The organism is Achromobacter sp. GW823-FHT04E03 (assembly GCF_058796095.1).
The window spans coordinates 950,078-967,324 of record NZ_JBXAIJ010000001.1 but is presented as its reverse complement, the minus strand read 5'-3'; the positions used below and the strand labels follow the sequence as shown (position 1 = coordinate 967,324).

Below are 17,247 nucleotides of genomic sequence, written 5' to 3'. Positions count from 1 at the left end.
ATGTAGCCGAAGCGTCATCGTGGGATAGTGGGTAACGGTTCAATCAACTTCAAGGAGCTGACCATGACTACACGACCCATGCATACCAAACGCCTCGCGGCGACGCTTTGTGCCGCTGGCCTGATGTTGGCCGCGGGAGCGGTCCACGCGGCTGATGCGACCGGCCGCGGCTCAGCTCAGTCCCAGTACCAGCAGGACGTGGCGGCATGCAAGAGCGGCGCCACCGGCCAGGACCAGGCCGCCTGCATGCGCGAAGCCGGCGCGGCGCGCCAGGAAAGCGGCCGCAACAACCTCAAGGACGGCAATAACGACCAACTGCAGCAGAACATGCTGGACCGCTGCAACCGCCTGCCGGCCGCCTCGCGCCAGGACTGCGTCACGCAGATGACCTCGCCGACCAATGTGCGCGGCAGCGTGCAGGGCGGGGGCGTGCTGCGTGAAACCGTGATCCAGGTGCCGGCCGATACCGTGCCGCCCGCGGCCGGCGCGCCGGGCATGGCGCCCGCGCCGGCGGCGGCGCCCATGACCGCGCCGGTGCGCCAGTAAGCGACAGTCGGGGCCGGGGCGGCAGGGCCGCCCGCCTTGGGCCTCCAGGGGCGCAGCCGCCGCCACATTCAGGCAAAATGGCGGCTGTCGCCCCTTTTTCACGCATATACATGTCCGACGTCATCGCCCTGATATTCGACTTCGACGACACGCTGGCCTCGGACAGCACGTCCGGCTTCCTGGAAAGCATGGGCGTGGACACGGCATCCTTCTGGAAGGATGAGGTCGATCCCTTGCTCTCGCAGCAGGATTGGGACCCCGTGCCCGCCTATCTGTACCAGATGATCCAGCTGTCGCAATCGGGCAAGCACGGCCTCATCACGCAGCAGCGCCTGAAGGACTGGGGCGCCCGGCTGGAATTGCACGACGGCGTGCCCACGCTGTTCCAGCGGCTGCGCGCCGCCGTGCGGGCCGAACAGCCGCAGGTGCAGCTGGAGTTCTACCTGATTTCCAGCGGCATCGGCGACGTGGTCAGGTCTACGCCCATCGCGCACGAGTTCACCGAGATCTGGGCGTCCGAATTCATCTACGGCGCGGACGGCGGCATCGCGTTTCCGCGACGCATCGTCAGCTTTACCGACAAGACCCGCTACCTGTTCCATATCCAGAAGGGCATCATCGGCCGCGACTTCCGCAACAAGCCTTTCGAGGTCAACCGCAAGGTGCCCGAGGACCGCTTGCGCGTGCCGTTCGACCAGATGGTGTTCGTCGGCGACGGCTACACCGACATCCCGTGCTTTTCGCTGATCCGCCGCGCCGGCGGCTTCGCCTTCGGTGTCTGGGACCCCAAGCATCGCGACAAGCGCAGCCGGGCCTGGGGCTTCATCGAAGAGGGCCGGGTATCGAACCTGAACCAGGCCCGCTACGACGAGCACGCCGAGCTCTACCAATGGCTGGAAGAGGCCGTGACCAGCCTGGCCGGCCGCATCGCGCTGAAGTCCCGGGTGTACCGTGGTTGAAGCAGTCCCGATGGCGGCGGTCCCGGCCTGGACCGCGCAGGATGCCAGCTTCATGGAACTGGCGCTGGAACAGGCGCAAGCAGCCTACGACATCGGCGAGGTGCCGGTAGGCGCGCTGGTGGTGTCGGCCCAGGGCGACATCCTGGGGCGCGGCTACAACCGCACCATCATCGACCACGACCCCACCGCCCACGCCGAGATCGTCGCCTTGCGCGGCGCCGCGCGCGCGCTGGAAAACTATCGGCTGCCGGGCATCACCGTATACGTCACGCTGGAGCCCTGCGTCATGTGCATCGGCGCCATGCTGCATGCGCGGCTCGCGCGCGTCGTGTTCGGCGCCTACGATCCCAAGACCGGCGCCTGCGGCAGCGTGCTGGACGTGGGCTCGGTCCCCAAACTCAATCATCACACCTCAGTCACCGGCGGCGTGCTGGCGGAACCTTGCGGCGAGCTGCTGCGCCGGTTCTTCCGCGAACGCCGCAGCAAGGAATCCGCAGCATGAGCAAATCCCAAGGCGCCAAGGCGCGCGGCGCGAAAGCCGCCGCCGCCCACGACCATGACCACAACCACGATCATGGCCACGCAGGCCACGAATGTGATGAAGACTGCGGGCATGACCACAGCCACGCCCACGTGCTGCCCGACGCCCGCGGCATCTACCTGATCTCGCCGTCGTCTGCCGTGCGCGATCCGGCCGCCGTCGAACTGGCGCGCGAACGGCTGCAGCAACAGGGCTTCAAGACCGCCGTGGACCGCACTGCGTACGCGCAGCACCAGCGCTTTGCCGGCACCGACGCGCAGCGCCTGGCCAGCCTTACGCGCGCCGCCAAGCAGAAGCTGCCCATCGTCATGGTGACGCGCGGCGGTTACGGCATGGGCCGGCTGCTGCCTGCCATCGACTGGAAGGCCATGGCCGACAGCGGCAAGCGATTCGTGGGCATGAGCGACTTCACCGCCTTCAACCTGGGCCTGCTGGCACAGACCGGCGCGGTCAGCTATACCGGCGCCTCGGCCGTCTATGACTTCGGCGGCAAGAAGGTCGATGACCTGACCGAAGCGCTGTTCGGCGAGATCATGCGCGGCGAACTGGAAATCCTCAGCTTCGAAACCCAGGACGCCGATGCGGTGGACTGCCGCGGCATCCTGTGGGGCGGCAACCTGGCCATGCTGACGTCCTTGCTGGGCACGCCCTACATGCCCAAGGTGCGGGGCGGCATCCTGTTCCTGGAAGACGTGGCCGAGCATCCCTACCGCATCGAACGCATGCTGATCCAGCTGGCACAGGCCGGCATCCTGGGCAAGCAGAAGGCCATCGTGCTGGGCCGCTTCTCGGACTACAAGCTGGCGCCGCACGACAACGGCTACGACCTGCACGAAGTCGTGGCGTGGCTGCGCAAGACGGTCAAGGTGCCGGTGGTGACGGGGCTGCCGTACGGCCATGTCGCCACCAAGGCGACGCTGCCGATCGGGCAGAAGGTGGGCCTGGCCACCGAGAAAGGCATGGCGCACCTGGTGCTGGACGAACACACGCACTAAAAAAGGAAAGGGGCGCCGAGCGCCCCTTCTCATTGCTACTTGAACAGCCTGTCGACCAGCGATTGCGCCTTCTGCTCGCTGCGTCGCTTGGCCTCGGCCTGCTCGGCGGGCGACTGTGCCGCCTTGCTGCACTCCCCGGCATAGCTCGCGAAGCGCGACGCGCATTCCTGCGCCAGCTTGCGCGCCTGATCCCAGCCCTGGGTCTGACCATAGAAGCGGATGGCTTCAGGCCATGCCAGCGCCGAACCACGGAAGTACTCGAAGCCCTGGCCCATGATCTTGGAGGCCGGCCCGGACTGGCCCGCGCCCAGCAGATTATTGGCGCGCAGCACGTACACCTGCCACGCGCGGTCGGGCTCGGACGCGAGGTTGCGGTCCAGCAAGGCGGACCCGCGCGCGCCGGACTCCGCCTGCGCCATGCTCAAGGTCAGCAAGGGCAGGGCGTGCGCGGCGCTGGGCCCCGAAGCGGCCTGGGCCGCGAGCTTGCGGGCGCGCGGATAGTCCTGAGCTTGCAGCGCCTGCTGCGCCTCGGCTGCGGTCTTGTAGTTCTTCAGCAGCGCGGCCGTGCGGCGTTGCGCGCGGGCCTTGTTCCAGGGCGCGGTCGCCGCCGCAGGTCGCGGCTTGCCCGCCATCAGGGGCATGACCTGTTCGGTCAGCGCGGCCAGGCGCGCGCCGGTGTCGGGATGGCTGACGGTCAGCTTGTTCCAGATGTCTTCCAGGCCGGTGCGCAAACCTTCGCTGGCGCCGGCCACGCCGGAATTCAACGAGGCCTGCATTTCGGTCAGGGGGGCGATGCTGTTGCCCTTGGCGGCCTCCCGCTTGCGGGTGTTGTCGGCCGCCGCCTGTTTGATCTGCTCGAGCATGCGCTGGCGCGCTTCGGCCTGTACCTGGGCGTTCTCGGCTTCCCAGGTGGCCTGGCGCTCCAGGAACGCCTTGAAGCCTTGCGTATACGAGTAGCCCAGTTCCAGGCTGATAGTGGCGCCGAAACGGTCGGCGTTTTCTTCCTGCTGCCGGCCCCAGGCCGGCACCAGCATGTTCTTGCCCAGCGTATACGAGGCGATCACGCTGTCCACGGGGCTCCAGCCGGTGGCGCTGCCGGCCTTGCGGGCCAGCGCCACGCCCACGGCCGCCAACGATGCGACCTGGTCGCCCGCGGCATTGACCGATTCCATCTGGTGGTAGTCGAGGTAGACGTGGCCGAACTCATGGGACAGGATGGCGACGATCTCGTCCTCGGATTCCGCCGAGGCCAGCCAGCCCATGGACAGGTAGATGTTGCCCGCGCCGGTGCTGTAGGCTTCCAGCGCCGATGAAGAGGTCACGTGAACCGCGCCAGGCCAGCCCGGCACGCCCGCGGCGTTCTTGATCCGGGCAAGCAGGCCGTTCAGATAGGTTTCCATCTCCGGCATGGCGACCAGGCCCATGCCCTGGGCGCGCTGGTTGCGCGCGTCCAGGTTGGCGTCGGGCCATTGCCGGTCGGCGGGAGGCGGAGGCAATTGGCCGGCCGTGACCGAAAAACCCTTGCCTCCGGGAAGGGTGGAGCAGGCGCTCAGCAGCAGCGCGCCGGATACGGCGGCCATGCGCAGGATGTGGGCGGATCGCATGGGCGGCTCAACGGCAGACGTTCTCGCCCGCGCCTGCGGTCGAGCCGGTGGGCGGCGGCACGCCCTTGATCACAGGCCCGCATTGCGCGGCGGAGCCTCGCGCGATGCGCACGTGCATGCTGTCCACCCAATAGTCCTTGCCGTCGACCTTGACGTGGTAGAACTCATTGGCCTCTTCGAGCACGGGCCAGGGCATGCCCTGGCCATCGGACTTGGCCGCGGGCGCGCCGCCGTCCGACTTGGCATACAGCGGCACGGGCTTGATGTTCAGGCCGACGATGGCGTCCGCCGCCGAGGCGCTCGCGCCAGCCAGCGCAAGAGCGGCCGCGGCCAGCGCGGTAATCAGGGAGGAGGGCTTGGGCATGCGTTTCTACTCCTGTTGTGGGCGGGTAGCGGATGGCTCCCGCGAGGGTGTCGTGGACGCCGGCGCGGAAGCGCGGTCCGGTTTGCCAAAAAGAAAGGCGGTGGCGCGATTGGTCCAGCCGAGCCAGTGGGCGGCCAGGGCCATGATTGCCAGGTCGACGATGGGCAGGGTGCCCACGTTCAGCCAGCGCTGCGCAAGCAGCACGATGTACAGCACGATGAGCGAGGACAGGACGATGGCGGCCGCTTTGCGCAGCAGCAGCAACGCCGCGACGCAGAGCTTGGACGTCAACCAGCGCGCCAGCCACAGGCGCGCGGCGCGGTCGCGCAGCAGGGCTGACAGGCGCCCGGCCTTGGCCTTCCAGCCGTCGCCGGCTTGCGCGGCAGGCGGCAGCGGCAGGTCGGGCGCATCGGCAAAAAGCCGCCATTCGGCGGGCGGGGCCAGCAGCCGGCCGCCCAAGCGCGTATTACCGCGCAGCCATTGCGCCAGCCAATGCAGGAAATGGGCCAGCATGACGACCGGAATGCCCAATAGCCACAGAACATTGGGCGGCCAGATTTCCCATTCGAGGGCGCGCTTGTAGTCGTCCTGGTAGGTCAGCAGATTGTCCAGGGCCATGGCGTGCATGAACACGCCGGGGATGGCGTCATGCACGGGCGACAGCACGGTGTCGTTGAAGCCGCTGAGCGCGGCGCCGATCATGACGTAGCGCCCCGTGAGCATGTCGGCCAGGCGGGCGCCGTCGGCTTCTGGCGCGCGCAGTTCGGACAGGGTCAGCGCGCGCGTGTACGGGCAGATGGGCTGGGCGGCGTCCGGGTCGCCCAGCAGGCTGCGGACGTAGGACGGCAGCATTTCCATGTACCCGCCGCGGGCCTGCCGGCATTCCATGCTGAAGCGGCGCTGGTCCAGGTTGTCGACGCCCCAGGTCAAGGCCATGGCTTCGTGCGTGCGCGTGATGGCCACCCCCGCCGCGTCCTGGGCGATGGCAAGCGCCGCGCTGCGCGCGTGCTCGCCCGACCAGAGGGGATAGCTCCATACCAGCCGGTCCACCTTGCTGGGGGTGTAGCGCACGTCGACCATCGTGAAGCATGGCTTCTCGCCCGCGGGCGCTTCCAGGCCCGAACGCAGGCTCAGGTTGCCCTGCGCATCGGGCAGCGCGGCCAGGAACACCGGGATGTTGGCGTCGCGCAGCTCGCACAGGGCGGCGGCCAGCTCGGGCAGGGTCGGATCGTCGCGCTCGCGCCCGAAGGTGATGTCCAGGAAGATGGCCTTGGGCCTGTGGATCAGGCCGATGTTGCGCAGCCAGCGCGCATGCGTCCTGTAAGGCACCGGCCAGGCGCCTTTCTGCTGGTCCAGGGAGTCGTCGTCGATCAGGACGACCGTGGTGTCGTTGCGGTGCGCGATGTCGTAGTGGCCGCCGACCAGCCGGGCCTGGAGCCGCGCCGCCGCATAGGTGAGCAGGTCGGAACTGGGGGTGAGCCGGGGCGTCGCCCACAACATCACGATCGCGACGATGGCCGCCACGATCAGCGACCGGCCATAGGAAAGCTCGACTTTCTCGGAGGAGTGGTTGGCGTCTGCCACGTAGCGGGGGAGGTGGGTTGCAACCGCCTGACCGGCCTGGCGGCCATAGGCGCTGAGTTGCCCGCAATAGTACCCCAATTAATACAAATGTTTACGTTGTGACATCAAATGCCATGCAGCATTTCCAGATGCTTCAGCAGGTAGCTTGCCCGGCCTGGATGCGATTCACGGATGCTTGGTACACTATCGGGTTTCTCCGCATGCGTCCCCGGACGCCCAAAGACTCAAACATACCGTGATCTCCACCGCCAATCTCACCATCCAGTTCGGTCCCAAACCCCTTTTCGAGAACGTCAGCGTCAAGTTCGGGGAAGGCAACCGCTACGGGCTGATCGGGGCCAATGGTTCCGGCAAGTCGACCTTCATGAAGATCATCGGCGGCGACCTGGAACCCTCGGCGGGCAACGTGTCGCTGGAGCCGGGCGTGCGCCTGGGCAAGCTGCGCCAGGATCAGTTCGCGTTTGAAGACCTGCGCGTGCTGGACGTCGTCATGATGGGCCACACCGAGATGTGGGCCGCCATGTCCGAGCGCGACGCCATCTACGCCAATCCGGAAGCGACCGAGGACGACTACATGCGCGCGGCCGACCTGGAAGCCAAGTTCGCCGAGTACGACGGCTACACCGCCGAAGCCCGCGCCGGCGAACTGCTGCTGGGCCTGGAAATCGCCGTCGACCAGCACAACCTGCCGATGCGCGAAGTGGCGCCGGGCTGGAAGCTGCGCGTGCTGCTGGCGCAGGCCCTGTTCTCGAATCCGGACGTGCTGCTGCTGGACGAACCGACCAACAACCTGGACATCAACACCATCCGTTGGCTGGAAAACGTGCTCAACAGCTACCAGAGCACGATGATCATCATCAGCCACGACCGCCACTTCCTGAACCAGGTGTGCACGCACATGGCCGACGTGGATTACGGCGAGATCCGCATTTATCCGGGCAACTACGACGACTACATGCTGGCCTCGACCCAGGCCCGCGAGCGCCTGGTGGCCAACAACGCCAAGGCCAAGGAACGCGTGGCCGAACTGCAGGACTTCGTGCGCCGCTTCGCCGCCAACAAGTCCAAGTCGCGCCAGGCCACCTCGCGCCTGAAGCAGATCGACCGCATCAAGGCCGACCAGGTCGTGGTCAAGCCCTCGTCGCGCCAGAACCCGTACATCCGCTTCGAGCAGAACAAGGTCATGCACCGCCTGGCGGTCACCGTCGAAAACCTGTCCAAGGCCTACGACGCGCCCGTCATCCGCAAGTTCTCGGCCATGGTCGACGCCGGCGAAAAGATCGCCATCATCGGCGCCAACGGCGTCGGCAAGACGACCCTGCTGCGCCTGCTGGCCACCGACCTGCAGCCCGATTCGGGCGAAGTGAAGTGGTCCGAAAACGCCGACTTGGGCTACATGGCCCAGGACGTGTCCGACCAGTTCCTGCAGACCGACATCAACCTGCTGGACTGGATGGGCGACCATCGCCAACCGGGCGACGACGACCAGTCGATCCGTTCGGTGCTGGGCCGCCTGCTGTTCTCGGCGGACGACCTGCCCAAGGCGCCCAAGGTGCTGTCCGGCGGCGAAAAGAACCGCATGACCTTCGGCCGCCTGATGCTGGGCCGGCACAACGTCATGCTGCTCGACGAGCCCACCAACCACCTGGACATGGAATCGATCGAATCGCTGCAGTTCGCGCTGGAAAAGTACGAAGGCACGCTGGTGTTCGTGTCCCACGACCGCGAGTTCGTGTCCGGCCTGGCCACGCGCGTGATCGAGATCCTGCCCACGGGCGAGATCGTCGACTACCGCGGCGGCTACGACGACTACCTGACCTCGCGCGGCATCGACGGCTGAGGCCGCCGCGGGCCGCCGCCAGAAGCATCTGGCCGCGGCCCTGGATTTTCCCTACATGCCTATGGTCATGCCGCCATTGGCATAGAGGTGCTGCCCCGTCATGTACGAGGCGGCATCCGACAGCAGGAAGCACACCGGCCACGCCACCTCGCCAGGCTGGCCGAAGCGGCCCAGCGGGATCTGCGACAGATAGGTGTCGCGGAACTTGTCCCCCCGTATGGTCTCCGTCATGGGCGTTTCCACCACGCCGAAGCCGATGGTGTTGACGCGTATCCCGTATTTGCCCCATTCGCGCGCGGCGCTCATCGTCAGGCCCAGCACGCCGGACTTTGCCGCGGCGTAGTTGATCTGGCCTATGGTGCCGCGGCGACCCGCGTCCGAGGTGATGTTGACGATGGAGCCGCCGGGCTTGCCAGTCTCGCGCGCCCCAGCCAGCATGTGGCGGCCGACGGCCTGCAGGAACTGGAAGGATCCGGTCAGGTGCACGTCGATCACCTTTTGCCAGGCTTCCTGGGTCATTTTTTCTATCATGGCGGTGCGGGTGATGCCCGCGTTGTTCACCAGGCCGTCCACCGCGCCGTAGTGCTGCGCCGCGCGCTCGACGGCCGCGGCCGCGAATGCCGGGTCCGACACGTCGCCGGCCAGGGTCAGCAACTGATCCTTGGGCGCCTCGCGCTCGAACGCGGCAAGGGCGTCGGCGTTCATGTCGACGGCGGTCACGCGCGCGCCTAATTGCATGGCCAGTTCGCTGATGGCGCGGCCTATGCCCTGGGCGGCGCCCGTCACGATGATGCTGCGCTGGTCTAGCAGAAAAGCTGTGCGGTTCATGGTTTTCCTTGTCGGGTTCAGAGGGTTTCGGCCGTGCCGAGGATCAGGGTGGCCTGGCTGGACAGCTCGCCGCCGTTGCCGTGAGCCAGCGCCAGGCTGGCGCCGGGCACCTGGCGCGCGCCGCCCAGGCCGGCCAGCTGCACGTAGGCTTCAACCATGGTGAACAGGCCGTACATGCCGGGATGCACGCAGGACAGGCCGCCGCCGTTGGTGTTGACGGGCAGCTCGCCGCCGGGCGCGATGCGGCCGTTTTCCACGAACGCCGCGCCTTCGCCCTTGGCGCAGAAGCCCAGGTCCTCCAGGAACAGGATCGGGTTGATGGTGAAGGCGTCGTACAGCTCCAGCACGTCGATGTCCCGCGGCCGCACGCCGGCCTGGGCAAAGGCGCGCGCGCCGCTGCGCGCGGCCGCCGTCACCGTCAGGTCCGGCATATTGGTGATTTCGCGGTGGTCCGTGGCGGCGGCCGCGCCCAACAGATAGGCGGGCCGGGCGCAGTGGTCGCGGGCCCGGTCGGCGCGGGTCATCACCACGGCAGCGGCGCCGTCGGTGACCAGGCAGCAGTCGCGCACGCTCAGGGGCTCGGCCACCATGCGGGCCGACAGGTACTGCGCCATGTCCAGAGGTTCGCGCATGTAGGCTTCAGGATTGAGCATGGCCCATTGGCGGGCGGCGATGGCCACCGCGCCTAGCTGTTCGCGCTTCAGGCCGTACTGGTGGGCGTAGCGCGAAGCCGCCAGCGCATAGGCGCCCACCGGACGCGCCAGGCGGTAGGGCGCTTCGTTGGGGGCGGGGCGCATGGAGCTCACCAGTTTGCCCGCGCCGCTGCGCTGATTGCTGCCGTAGGCGATCAGCGCCACGTCGCATTGCCCCGCTTCCAAGGCCAGCGCGGCCCACATGGCGTGCGTCAGAAAGGAGGACCCGCCGGTGCGGTTGTTCTCCGTCAGGCGAGGCGAGATGCCCAGGTATTCGGCAAAGCCCAGGCCGGACATGAAGTCATCGGGCAGACCGATGAAAAGGCCGTCGACCTGATCCGGGCGCAGCCCTGCCTGGTCCAGGGCCGCAAGACTGGCCTGGACGGCGAGGTCCATCGAGCTCAGCCCCGGGGTCTGGCCGATACCGTAGGTGGCTGCGGCGACGATGGCGGCCTTGCCGCGCGGGAAACGGTCTTGGGTCATGCTTGCTCCGCCACAGATTCAAACACCAGCACGCCGCATCCGGCCTCCTGGACGACGCGGGCGCGCACCCGGGCGCCGATGCGCACGTCCTGCGCGGGGATGCCGTCCACCCGTGACATCAGCCGCGGCCCTTCGTCCAGATCGACCAGCACCACGCCGTAGGGCGTTTCGGGCGGCCGGGGGTGGATGACGGTGGCGGCGTAGATCCGCCCCAGTCCGCTGGGTGCGGCCCATTCCACGTCGCGCGAACCGCTGCGCGGCGCGGCTACGCGCGGATAGAAGAAGAATTCGCCGCTGGCGCGGTCGCGCTGCAGCATGAAACGGCCTTCGTTCAGATAGGCCTCGTAGCGGGCCTGCGGACCCGGTTCGGCGGTTTGGGTTTGCGTAGGCATGTCGTTCAATCCCATTTGTAGGCGGGGGGCAGCTTTTCCACGAAGCGCCGGGCGGCTTCGCGGTGGAAGGCGCTGTCGCGGCAGATGGCCTGGGCCATGGCTTCCTGCGCGTAGATGTCTTCGCGGCTGGACTCGAAGGTCCGGTTCATGATGGTCTTGGCCAGGCCCAGCGCCTGCGTCGGGGCGTTGTGAAAACGTTCGGCCATGGCCAGCGCCTGTTCCAGCGGATCGCCGTCGCAGAGCGCCTGCACCAGCCCAAGTTCCAGCGCTTCCTCGGCGTCGCAGACCCGGGCCGTGAACACCAGTTCCTTGGCGCGCGCCAGCCCGACGGCGCGCGGCAGCAGATACATGCCCAGCATATCGGGCACGTAGCCGATGCGGGCGAACACCGCGCAGAAGGTGGCGCCGCGCCGCGCGATGGCGTAGTCCGCGCACAGCGCCAGCGACAGGCCGGCGCCGAAAGCCACGCCTTCCACCGCGCTGATGACGGGTTTCTCCAGATCCACCAGCGCGTCGTACCACTGGTGGATCTTGCGGATGCGCGCGCGCCCCTCGAAGGCGTCCAGGCCCTGGGCATGCGCCTGCGCGATGGACTTGATGTCGCCGCCGGCGCAGAAATGCCCGCCCGAACCCGTCAGGACGACGGCCTTGATGCCGTCATCCGCGCGCAGTTCCGGGAGGGCGCGCGCGAACGCCTCGCGCATCTCCAGGCTGAGCGCATTGCGCTGGTCGGGGCGGTCCATGGCCAGCACGGCGGTGGCGCCGTGGCGGGTGATCTTCAGTGTCATGCCTGCTCCTTGCCTGCGTGATAGGCGATCTGCGTGAGCCAGCGCGCAACCAGCGCCGGTCTTTCCTCGCCGTCGATATCGATGCGAACGTCCCACGCCAGGCGCGCCTGGCCATCCGGCAGCTCGTCGACGGACGTCAGCGCAAACGCGCCGCGGATGCGCGCACCGGCCTTGACCGCCTGGGTGAAGCGCACGCGGTCAAAGCCGTAGTTCACCGCCAGCCTGCGGTTCGGAAAGCGCATCGCCGACGCATAGAGGCTGGGCAGCAGCGAGAGCGTCAGCAAGCCGTGGGCGATGGCCGCGCCGTAGGGCGATTCGGCTTGCGCGCGCTGCGGGTCCATGTGGATCCACTGCGTGTCGCCGGTGGCCAGGCCGAAGCGGTTGATGGTGTCCTGGTCGACCGTCTGCCAGGGAGTCAGCGCGGGAGGCTGTCCGGAAAAGGCGCGCAGCGCCTCGATGGAGTCCAAGGTGATCATGGGGGGCTCTTTTCACTGGGCCTTCAGGCCCAGGTCGCGGGCGACCGGCAGCCAGCGGTCGCGCTCGGCCTGCACGAAGGCGGCGAACACCTGGGCGTCGCCCGGCATGGCCACCGCGCCGATACTGGTGAGCTTGCGCTGCAGTTCCGGCTGCGCGAGCGCCTGGTTGACGCCGCGGTTCATCTGGTCGACGACGGCGGTCTGCGTGCCGGCGGGCGCCACCAGGCCGAACCAGGCGCTGGCGTCGATGCCGGGATAGCCGAGCTCGGCGGCGGTGGGTACGTCGGGCAGGCCGGCGAAGCGCTTGTCGTCGAGCACGGCGAAGGGGCGGATCTTGCCGGACTGCGCCTGCGTCATGCTGGAGGGCAGGGCGTCGAACATCATGTCGGTGCTGCTGCCCATCAGGCCGACGATGGCGGGGGCGCTGCCCTGGTAGGGTACGTGCGTGACCTGGAAGCCCAGCTTGCTGACGGCGTATTCGCCGGCAAGATAGGTGATGTTCCCGGTGCCGGCCGAGCCCATGGTCAGCTTGCCGGGAGATTGCTTGCCCAGGGCGATCAAGGCCTTGACGTCGCGCGCCGGCAGGTCATGGCGCACCACAAGCAAGAGCGGCGACTTGGCCATGCCCGAGACCGGGACGAAGTCCTTGGACGGGTCGTAGGTCATCTTTGCGTAGAGCGCCTGGTTCACCACCAGCGGGGCATTGGAGCCGACGAAGAAAGTCTTGCCGTCGGGCTTGGCGCGGGCGACGTAGTCGGCGGCGATCATGCCGGCGGCGCCGGGCTTGTTCTCGACGATGATGGTCGCGCCGCCGCCCTTGCTCATTTCCTGCGCCACCAGGCGCGCGATCTGGTCGGCGGCGCCGCCGGGCGGGTAGGGCACGATGAAGCGGACGGGCGCGTCCTGAGCCGACGCGGGGGCGGCCGCTAGGGCCGCCAGGGTCAGGGCGCTGCAGACTGCGGCGGTGATGATGCGCATGGTGGTGTCTCCTGGGTTGTTGTCATGGCCGCCTGCCCGGCGGTTGGGGTCAGATGATTCCGCGGCCTTTCAGCTGCGCGATGCGGGCTTCGTCCAGGCCCAGCCGCTCGCGCAGCACGGCGTCGGTGTGCTGGCCCAGCGCCGGCGCGGCGCGGTCGTAGCGCATGGGGGTGTCGCGCATGCGGATGGGGTTGGCCACGGCCGGCGTGTCCACGCCCGAGACATGGGGCAGCGACAACTGCATGCCGCGATGGCGCACGTGCGGGTCCTGGAATACCTGTTCGATGTTGTAGATGGGCCCGCAGGGCACGTTGACCGCCTGCAGTATCTGCACCCATTCCTGCATGGTGCGCGCCAGCATCGCCTCGGCGATCGGCGGTATCAGCGTGTCGCGGTTCCGATTGCGCCCGCCGGCCGTGGCGTAGCGTTCGTCGGCGGCCAGGTCGGCGCGGCCGATGGCGCCGCAGAAGGCGCGGTATTGGCCGTCATTGCCGACGGCGACGATGACCGAGCCTTCCTTGCAGGCGAATACCTGGTACGGAACCATGTTGGAATGGGCATTGCCCATGCGCTGCGGCACCCGCCCGGACAGGAAGTAGTTGATGGCCTGGTAGGACGAGATCGTGATCACGCAGTCCAGCAGCGACATGTCGATGTACTGCCCCACGCCGCTGACGCGGCGGTGTTCGACTGCGGCCAATATGGCCGTGCTGGCGTAGACGCCGGTCAGCAGGTCCGTGATCGCGATACCGGATTTCATCGGCTCGCCGGCGGGGTCGCCGGTGATGCTCATCAGTCCGCCCATGCCCTGGAACACGAAGTCGTAGCCCGGCAGCGGCGCGTAGGGTCCGTCCTGGCCGAAGCCGGTGATCGAGCAATAGACCAGGCGCGGATTGATGGCGCGCAGGCTGTCGTAGTCCAGTCCATAACGCGCCAGCGTGCCGACTTTGTAGTTCTCGACCAGCACGTCGGAGTCCTTCGCCAGTTCCGCAATCAGAGCCTGGCCTTCCGTCGTGGCGATGTCCACGGTAATTGACCGCTTGCCGCGGTTGGCGCTCAGGAAGTAGGACGAGTCCCGGGTCTCAGCGCCGTCGGCGCCGGTCAGGAAAGGCGGCCCCCAGCCGCGCGTGTCGTCGCCGTGTCCAGGGCGCTCTACCTTGATGACGTCAGCGCCCATGTCGGCCAGCGTCTGCGTCGCCCATGGGCCGGCCAGCACGCGCGTCAGGTCCAGGATCTTGAGGTGGGATAGCGCGCCGCGCGGCTGCGCGGCGGCGGTGTTGTCTCGCTCCATGTCGCTCCGATCGGGGTGGGCCCCGTTATGTCTGGGGTCCACCTTAATGACGGAGGTAGCGAGGGTCCAATATCGTTTTACGCGTTATCGATTCGAATTGAGTATTGCCGGCGGGATGGGGCCGCCGTTCGATGTCCGTAACCAGTCCGGGCAGAACGCTGTTGATGCGTTCTTTATTACGAAAAGAAGTTAAGACATTCAATATTGATAGTTTGGATTCATATAACGAATTGTTAGATTGGAGGCTCATTTTTGGCCCGCCACGATACGTTCCATGAATCTCACCTTCGATCACGTCCACAAGCACTTCGGCGAACTGCCGGTGGTGGACGGCTTTACCAGCGAAATCAAGACCGGTGAACTGGTTGCCCTGGTGGGCCCCTCGGGTTGCGGCAAGTCCACCTTGCTGCATCTGGCGGCCGGCCTGGAAAAGCCCACCGAAGGCAGCGTGCTGGCCGACGGCAAGGCGGTTGCCGGCCCCCATCCCAGCCGTACCCTGGTGTTCCAGGAACACGCGCTGTACCCCTGGCTGACGCTGGAGGACAACGTGGCGCTGGCGCTGGAATTCCAGAATACGCCCAAGCCCCGCGCCCGTGAAGCCGCGCGCCAGTGGCTGGCGCGCGTCAGTCTGGCCGGCTTCGAACACTATTACCCCCATCAGGTGTCCGGCGGCATGCGACAACGCGCCGCGCTGGCGCGCGCCTTCATCGCCCAGCCGCAGACCATGCTGATGGACGAGCCTTTCGGCGCACTGGACGCGCTGACCCGGCTGAGCCTGCAGGACGTCCTGCGCCAGCTCATCGCCCAGGAAAAGCCCACCGTGCTGCTGGTGACGCACGACGTGGACGAGGCCTTGTTCCTGGCCGACCGCATCATCGTCTTCAGCCCGCGCCCGGCGCGCGTGCTGCGCGAGTTCAACCTCGCGCACCGCGAAAAGACCCATGACCTGTCCGGCCTGGCGGCCGAGAAGCGCGAGATCCTGCGCCTGCTCGGCATCGCGGTGGACGGTTCGGGCGAGCACGCGGACCTGGCCCTGGCAGCCTGACCCCCGGATCTGGATTCTTGCTGGCGGCGCGTGCGCGTCGGCCGGCCCTGCATACCTTGGAGCACTTCCCATGAAACTGAAGCAATGGCTGTCCCTGCCGCTGGCCGCGGCGCTGCTGGCGGCAGCCCCCGCGATGGCGGCCGAGAAATTCCGTGTGGGCTATCTGCGCGTGATGGACGATGCGCAGGCCATCGTCGCGCAAGAGGGCGGCTACTACAAAAAGGCCGGCCTGGATTCCGAACTGATCGAGTTCAAGTCGGGCACCGACCTGATCAAGGCCATCGTCGGCGGCCAGCTGGACATCGGCGTGCTGGGCTTCACCAACGCGGTGGCCTGGGCCTCCAAGGGCGCGGACCTGAAGGTGGTGGGCGGTGCGCAGCAGGGCTACCACTCGCTGATCGTGCGCGAAGACTCCGGCATCAAGGACATCGCCGGGCTGAAGGGCAAGACCCTGGCCTCCCAGGCCGAAGGCAGCACTGCCGACGTGGTGCTGAAGGGCGTGGTGCTCAAGCAGGGCAACCTGGCTGCGGACGACGTCAACGTCATGGGCGTAAGCCCGGCCGTGGCGGTCCAGTCGCTGGTGGGCAAGCGCGTGGACGCGGCCTTCCTGTTCGAACCCTACGATCGCATCGCGCAACTGGTGGCGCCGGTCAAGCAGATCTATGAAGTGGGCCAGGCCTGGCCGTTCCCGTGCATGGTGGTGATCACCTCCGGCGAGACGCTGGCCAAGCGCAAGGACGACGTCTGGAAGGCGCTGGATGCGCAGAACCAGGCCATCCAGCTGCTGCAGAAGGAACCCGCGCAGGCTTCCAAGCTGATCGCGTCCTACTTCATCGCCGAACCCACGCTCAAGACCCTGACCCGTGGCGAACTGCCGCGCGAGACCGTCATCGCCGAAGCCATCGGCACGCAGGTCTTCACGCCCAAGCTAACCGACAAGGACACCCGCCGCATGCAGGAAATCGCCGACATCCTGCAAGCCCAGGGTTCGCTGAAGACGCGCGACGGCAAGCCGTATGACGTCTCCAGCATCGTCGACCTGTCCTGGCAAGAGGCTCGCAAGCTTTGAGCGCATCTACCCGAGTCACCGGCGCCCGCAAGCATTTCGCGGGCGTTCTGGGCGTGTTGTTCATCCTGGCCTTGTGGCAACTGGCGGCGTTCGCGCTGCCGGACTTCCTGATGCCGGGCGTGCCGGCCGTGGTCGAGCGCCTGGTCGAAGACCTGGGCAAGCAGTCCTTCCACCAGAGCCTCCTGGGCACGCTGGGGCGGCTGGGCGCGGGCTACGGCCTGGCGCTGGCGGCCGGCATCGGCTTCGGCCTGGTGGCGGCTGTGCTGTTCTTCTTCCGCGAAGTGCTGCGCAGCGCCATCGTCATCCTGCAGTCGATTCCGTCGATCGCCTGGGTGCCGCTGTTCCTCATCGTGATGGGCTTCGGCAATACGCCCATCATCGTCGTGGTGGCATTGTCGGCTTTCTTCCCGGCCGCGCTCAGCGTCATGAACGCGACTGAGTCCGTGCAGCGCGTGCATGTATCGGCGGCGCGCGTCATGGGCGCCACGCGCTGGGGACTGGTCAAGCGGGTCTACCTGCCGGCCGTGATGCCCGAGCTCATCACCGGCGCGCAGCTCGCCTTCGGCAATGCCTGGCGCGCGCTGATCTCGGCGGAAATGCTGATCGGCTTCGGCAAGGGGCTGGGCCGTTCGCTGGCCTATTCGGGCGAAATCGCCGACATGACCGGCGTCATGACCAACATCCTGGTCATTGCCGTGCTGGCCGCGCTGATCGACCAGTTCGTGCTTGAAAACCTCAAGCACCGCCTGCTGCGCTACCAGTACGTCTGAGG

18 protein-coding genes are annotated in these 17,247 nt (G+C 67.3%); 8 read left to right on the top strand and 10 right to left on the bottom strand.

Annotation, left to right across the window (positions count from 1 at the left end; genetic code table 11):
• The first annotated feature begins 63 nt into the window (after positions 1-63).
• The 4 genes from AC1RHV_RS04470 to AC1RHV_RS04455 all read left to right on the top strand — a co-directional run bounded on the left by AC1RHV_RS04470 (position 64) and on the right by AC1RHV_RS04455 (position 3,041).
• The gene (locus AC1RHV_RS04470) at positions 64-546 is read left to right on the top strand and encodes a hypothetical protein (protein ID WP_225590252.1); all 483 of its coding nucleotides are present in this window, start codon (positions 64-66) and stop codon (positions 544-546) included.
• Between the two features lie 110 nt (positions 547-656).
• Entirely contained in the window at positions 657-1,505 is an 849-nt protein-coding gene (locus tag AC1RHV_RS04465) for an HAD family hydrolase (RefSeq protein WP_059380070.1), read from the top strand.
• Positions 1,506-1,515: 10 nt separating this feature from the next.
• Complete coding sequence (tadA, locus tag AC1RHV_RS04460; protein ID WP_054453937.1) at positions 1,516-2,007, top strand: tRNA adenosine(34) deaminase TadA; 492 nt, start codon at positions 1,516-1,518, stop codon at positions 2,005-2,007.
• Positions 2,004-3,041 carry an LD-carboxypeptidase gene (locus tag AC1RHV_RS04455; protein WP_054453939.1) on the top strand — a complete coding sequence of 346 codons (1,038 nt, stop codon included), beginning with the start codon at positions 2,004-2,006 and terminating at the stop codon, positions 3,039-3,041. The genes tadA and AC1RHV_RS04455 overlap by 4 nt, the downstream gene beginning before the upstream one ends.
• 35 nt (positions 3,042-3,076) lie before the next feature.
• Here AC1RHV_RS04455 and AC1RHV_RS04450 read toward each other — a convergent pair whose 3' ends face one another.
• From AC1RHV_RS04450 to AC1RHV_RS04440, 3 genes are read right to left on the bottom strand one after another with little or no spacing between them, the layout of a single operon-like run.
• Entirely contained in the window at positions 3,077-4,645 is a 1,569-nt protein-coding gene (locus AC1RHV_RS04450; RefSeq protein ID WP_492299830.1) for a M48 family metalloprotease, read from the bottom strand.
• 7 nt (positions 4,646-4,652) lie between these two features.
• Positions 4,653-5,009, bottom strand: coding sequence for a hypothetical protein (locus tag AC1RHV_RS04445; protein ID WP_054453943.1), 357 nt, complete (start codon positions 5,007-5,009; stop codon positions 4,653-4,655).
• A gap of 6 nt (positions 5,010-5,015) precedes the next feature.
• Positions 5,016-6,593: a CHASE2 domain-containing protein gene (locus AC1RHV_RS04440; RefSeq protein ID WP_492299827.1), complete on the bottom strand. Its 1,578-nt coding sequence runs from the start codon at positions 6,591-6,593 to the stop codon at positions 5,016-5,018.
• 235 nt (positions 6,594-6,828) lie between these two features.
• Between AC1RHV_RS04440 and AC1RHV_RS04435 the strand changes: the two genes are divergently transcribed.
• Positions 6,829-8,433, top strand: coding sequence for an ABC-F family ATPase (locus AC1RHV_RS04435; RefSeq protein WP_119449656.1), 1,605 nt, complete (start codon positions 6,829-6,831; stop codon positions 8,431-8,433).
• Positions 8,434-8,484: 51 nt separating this feature from the next.
• On the opposite strand, the gene AC1RHV_RS04430 is transcribed toward AC1RHV_RS04435, so the two are convergent.
• Genes AC1RHV_RS04430 through AC1RHV_RS04400 form a run of 7 tightly spaced genes read right to left on the bottom strand, consistent with a single transcriptional unit; the run spans position 8,485 to position 14,361 of the window.
• A complete protein-coding gene (locus AC1RHV_RS04430) occupies positions 8,485-9,261 on the bottom strand; it encodes an SDR family NAD(P)-dependent oxidoreductase (protein WP_492299825.1) in 777 nt (258 codons plus the stop codon).
• Positions 9,262-9,278: 17 nt separating this feature from the next.
• Entirely contained in the window at positions 9,279-10,436 is a 1,158-nt protein-coding gene (locus AC1RHV_RS04425) for a thiolase family protein (protein ID WP_054453947.1), read from the bottom strand.
• Positions 10,433-10,828 carry a Zn-ribbon domain-containing OB-fold protein gene (locus AC1RHV_RS04420; protein ID WP_492299822.1) on the bottom strand — a complete coding sequence of 132 codons (396 nt, stop codon included), beginning with the start codon at positions 10,826-10,828 and terminating at the stop codon, positions 10,433-10,435. The genes AC1RHV_RS04425 and AC1RHV_RS04420 overlap by 4 nt, the downstream gene beginning before the upstream one ends.
• A gap of 5 nt (positions 10,829-10,833) precedes the next feature.
• A complete protein-coding gene (locus AC1RHV_RS04415; protein ID WP_492299820.1) occupies positions 10,834-11,616 on the bottom strand; it encodes an enoyl-CoA hydratase/isomerase family protein in 783 nt (260 codons plus the stop codon).
• A complete protein-coding gene (locus tag AC1RHV_RS04410) occupies positions 11,613-12,092 on the bottom strand; it encodes a MaoC family dehydratase (protein ID WP_492299818.1) in 480 nt (159 codons plus the stop codon). The genes AC1RHV_RS04415 and AC1RHV_RS04410 overlap by 4 nt, the downstream gene beginning before the upstream one ends.
• A gap of 12 nt (positions 12,093-12,104) precedes the next feature.
• A complete protein-coding gene (locus tag AC1RHV_RS04405) occupies positions 12,105-13,070 on the bottom strand; it encodes a Bug family tripartite tricarboxylate transporter substrate binding protein (protein ID WP_054453953.1) in 966 nt (321 codons plus the stop codon).
• Between the two features lie 49 nt (positions 13,071-13,119).
• Positions 13,120-14,361 (bottom strand): CaiB/BaiF CoA transferase family protein, encoded by a 1,242-nt coding sequence (locus AC1RHV_RS04400; protein WP_119449659.1) that lies wholly within the window; start codon positions 14,359-14,361, stop codon positions 13,120-13,122.
• 274 nt (positions 14,362-14,635) lie between these two features.
• On the opposite strand from AC1RHV_RS04400, the gene AC1RHV_RS04395 reads away from it, so the two are divergent.
• The 3 genes from AC1RHV_RS04395 to AC1RHV_RS04385 all read left to right on the top strand — a co-directional run bounded on the left by AC1RHV_RS04395 (position 14,636) and on the right by AC1RHV_RS04385 (position 17,245).
• Entirely contained in the window at positions 14,636-15,406 is a 771-nt protein-coding gene (locus tag AC1RHV_RS04395; RefSeq protein ID WP_054453958.1) for an ABC transporter ATP-binding protein, read from the top strand.
• Positions 15,407-15,476: 70 nt separating this feature from the next.
• Complete coding sequence (locus AC1RHV_RS04390) at positions 15,477-16,475, top strand: ABC transporter substrate-binding protein (RefSeq protein ID WP_054453961.1); 999 nt, start codon at positions 15,477-15,479, stop codon at positions 16,473-16,475.
• Positions 16,472-17,245 carry an ABC transporter permease gene (locus AC1RHV_RS04385; protein ID WP_054453964.1) on the top strand — a complete coding sequence of 258 codons (774 nt, stop codon included), beginning with the start codon at positions 16,472-16,474 and terminating at the stop codon, positions 17,243-17,245. The genes AC1RHV_RS04390 and AC1RHV_RS04385 overlap by 4 nt, the downstream gene beginning before the upstream one ends.
• The last annotated feature ends 2 nt before the right edge of the window (positions 17,246-17,247 follow it).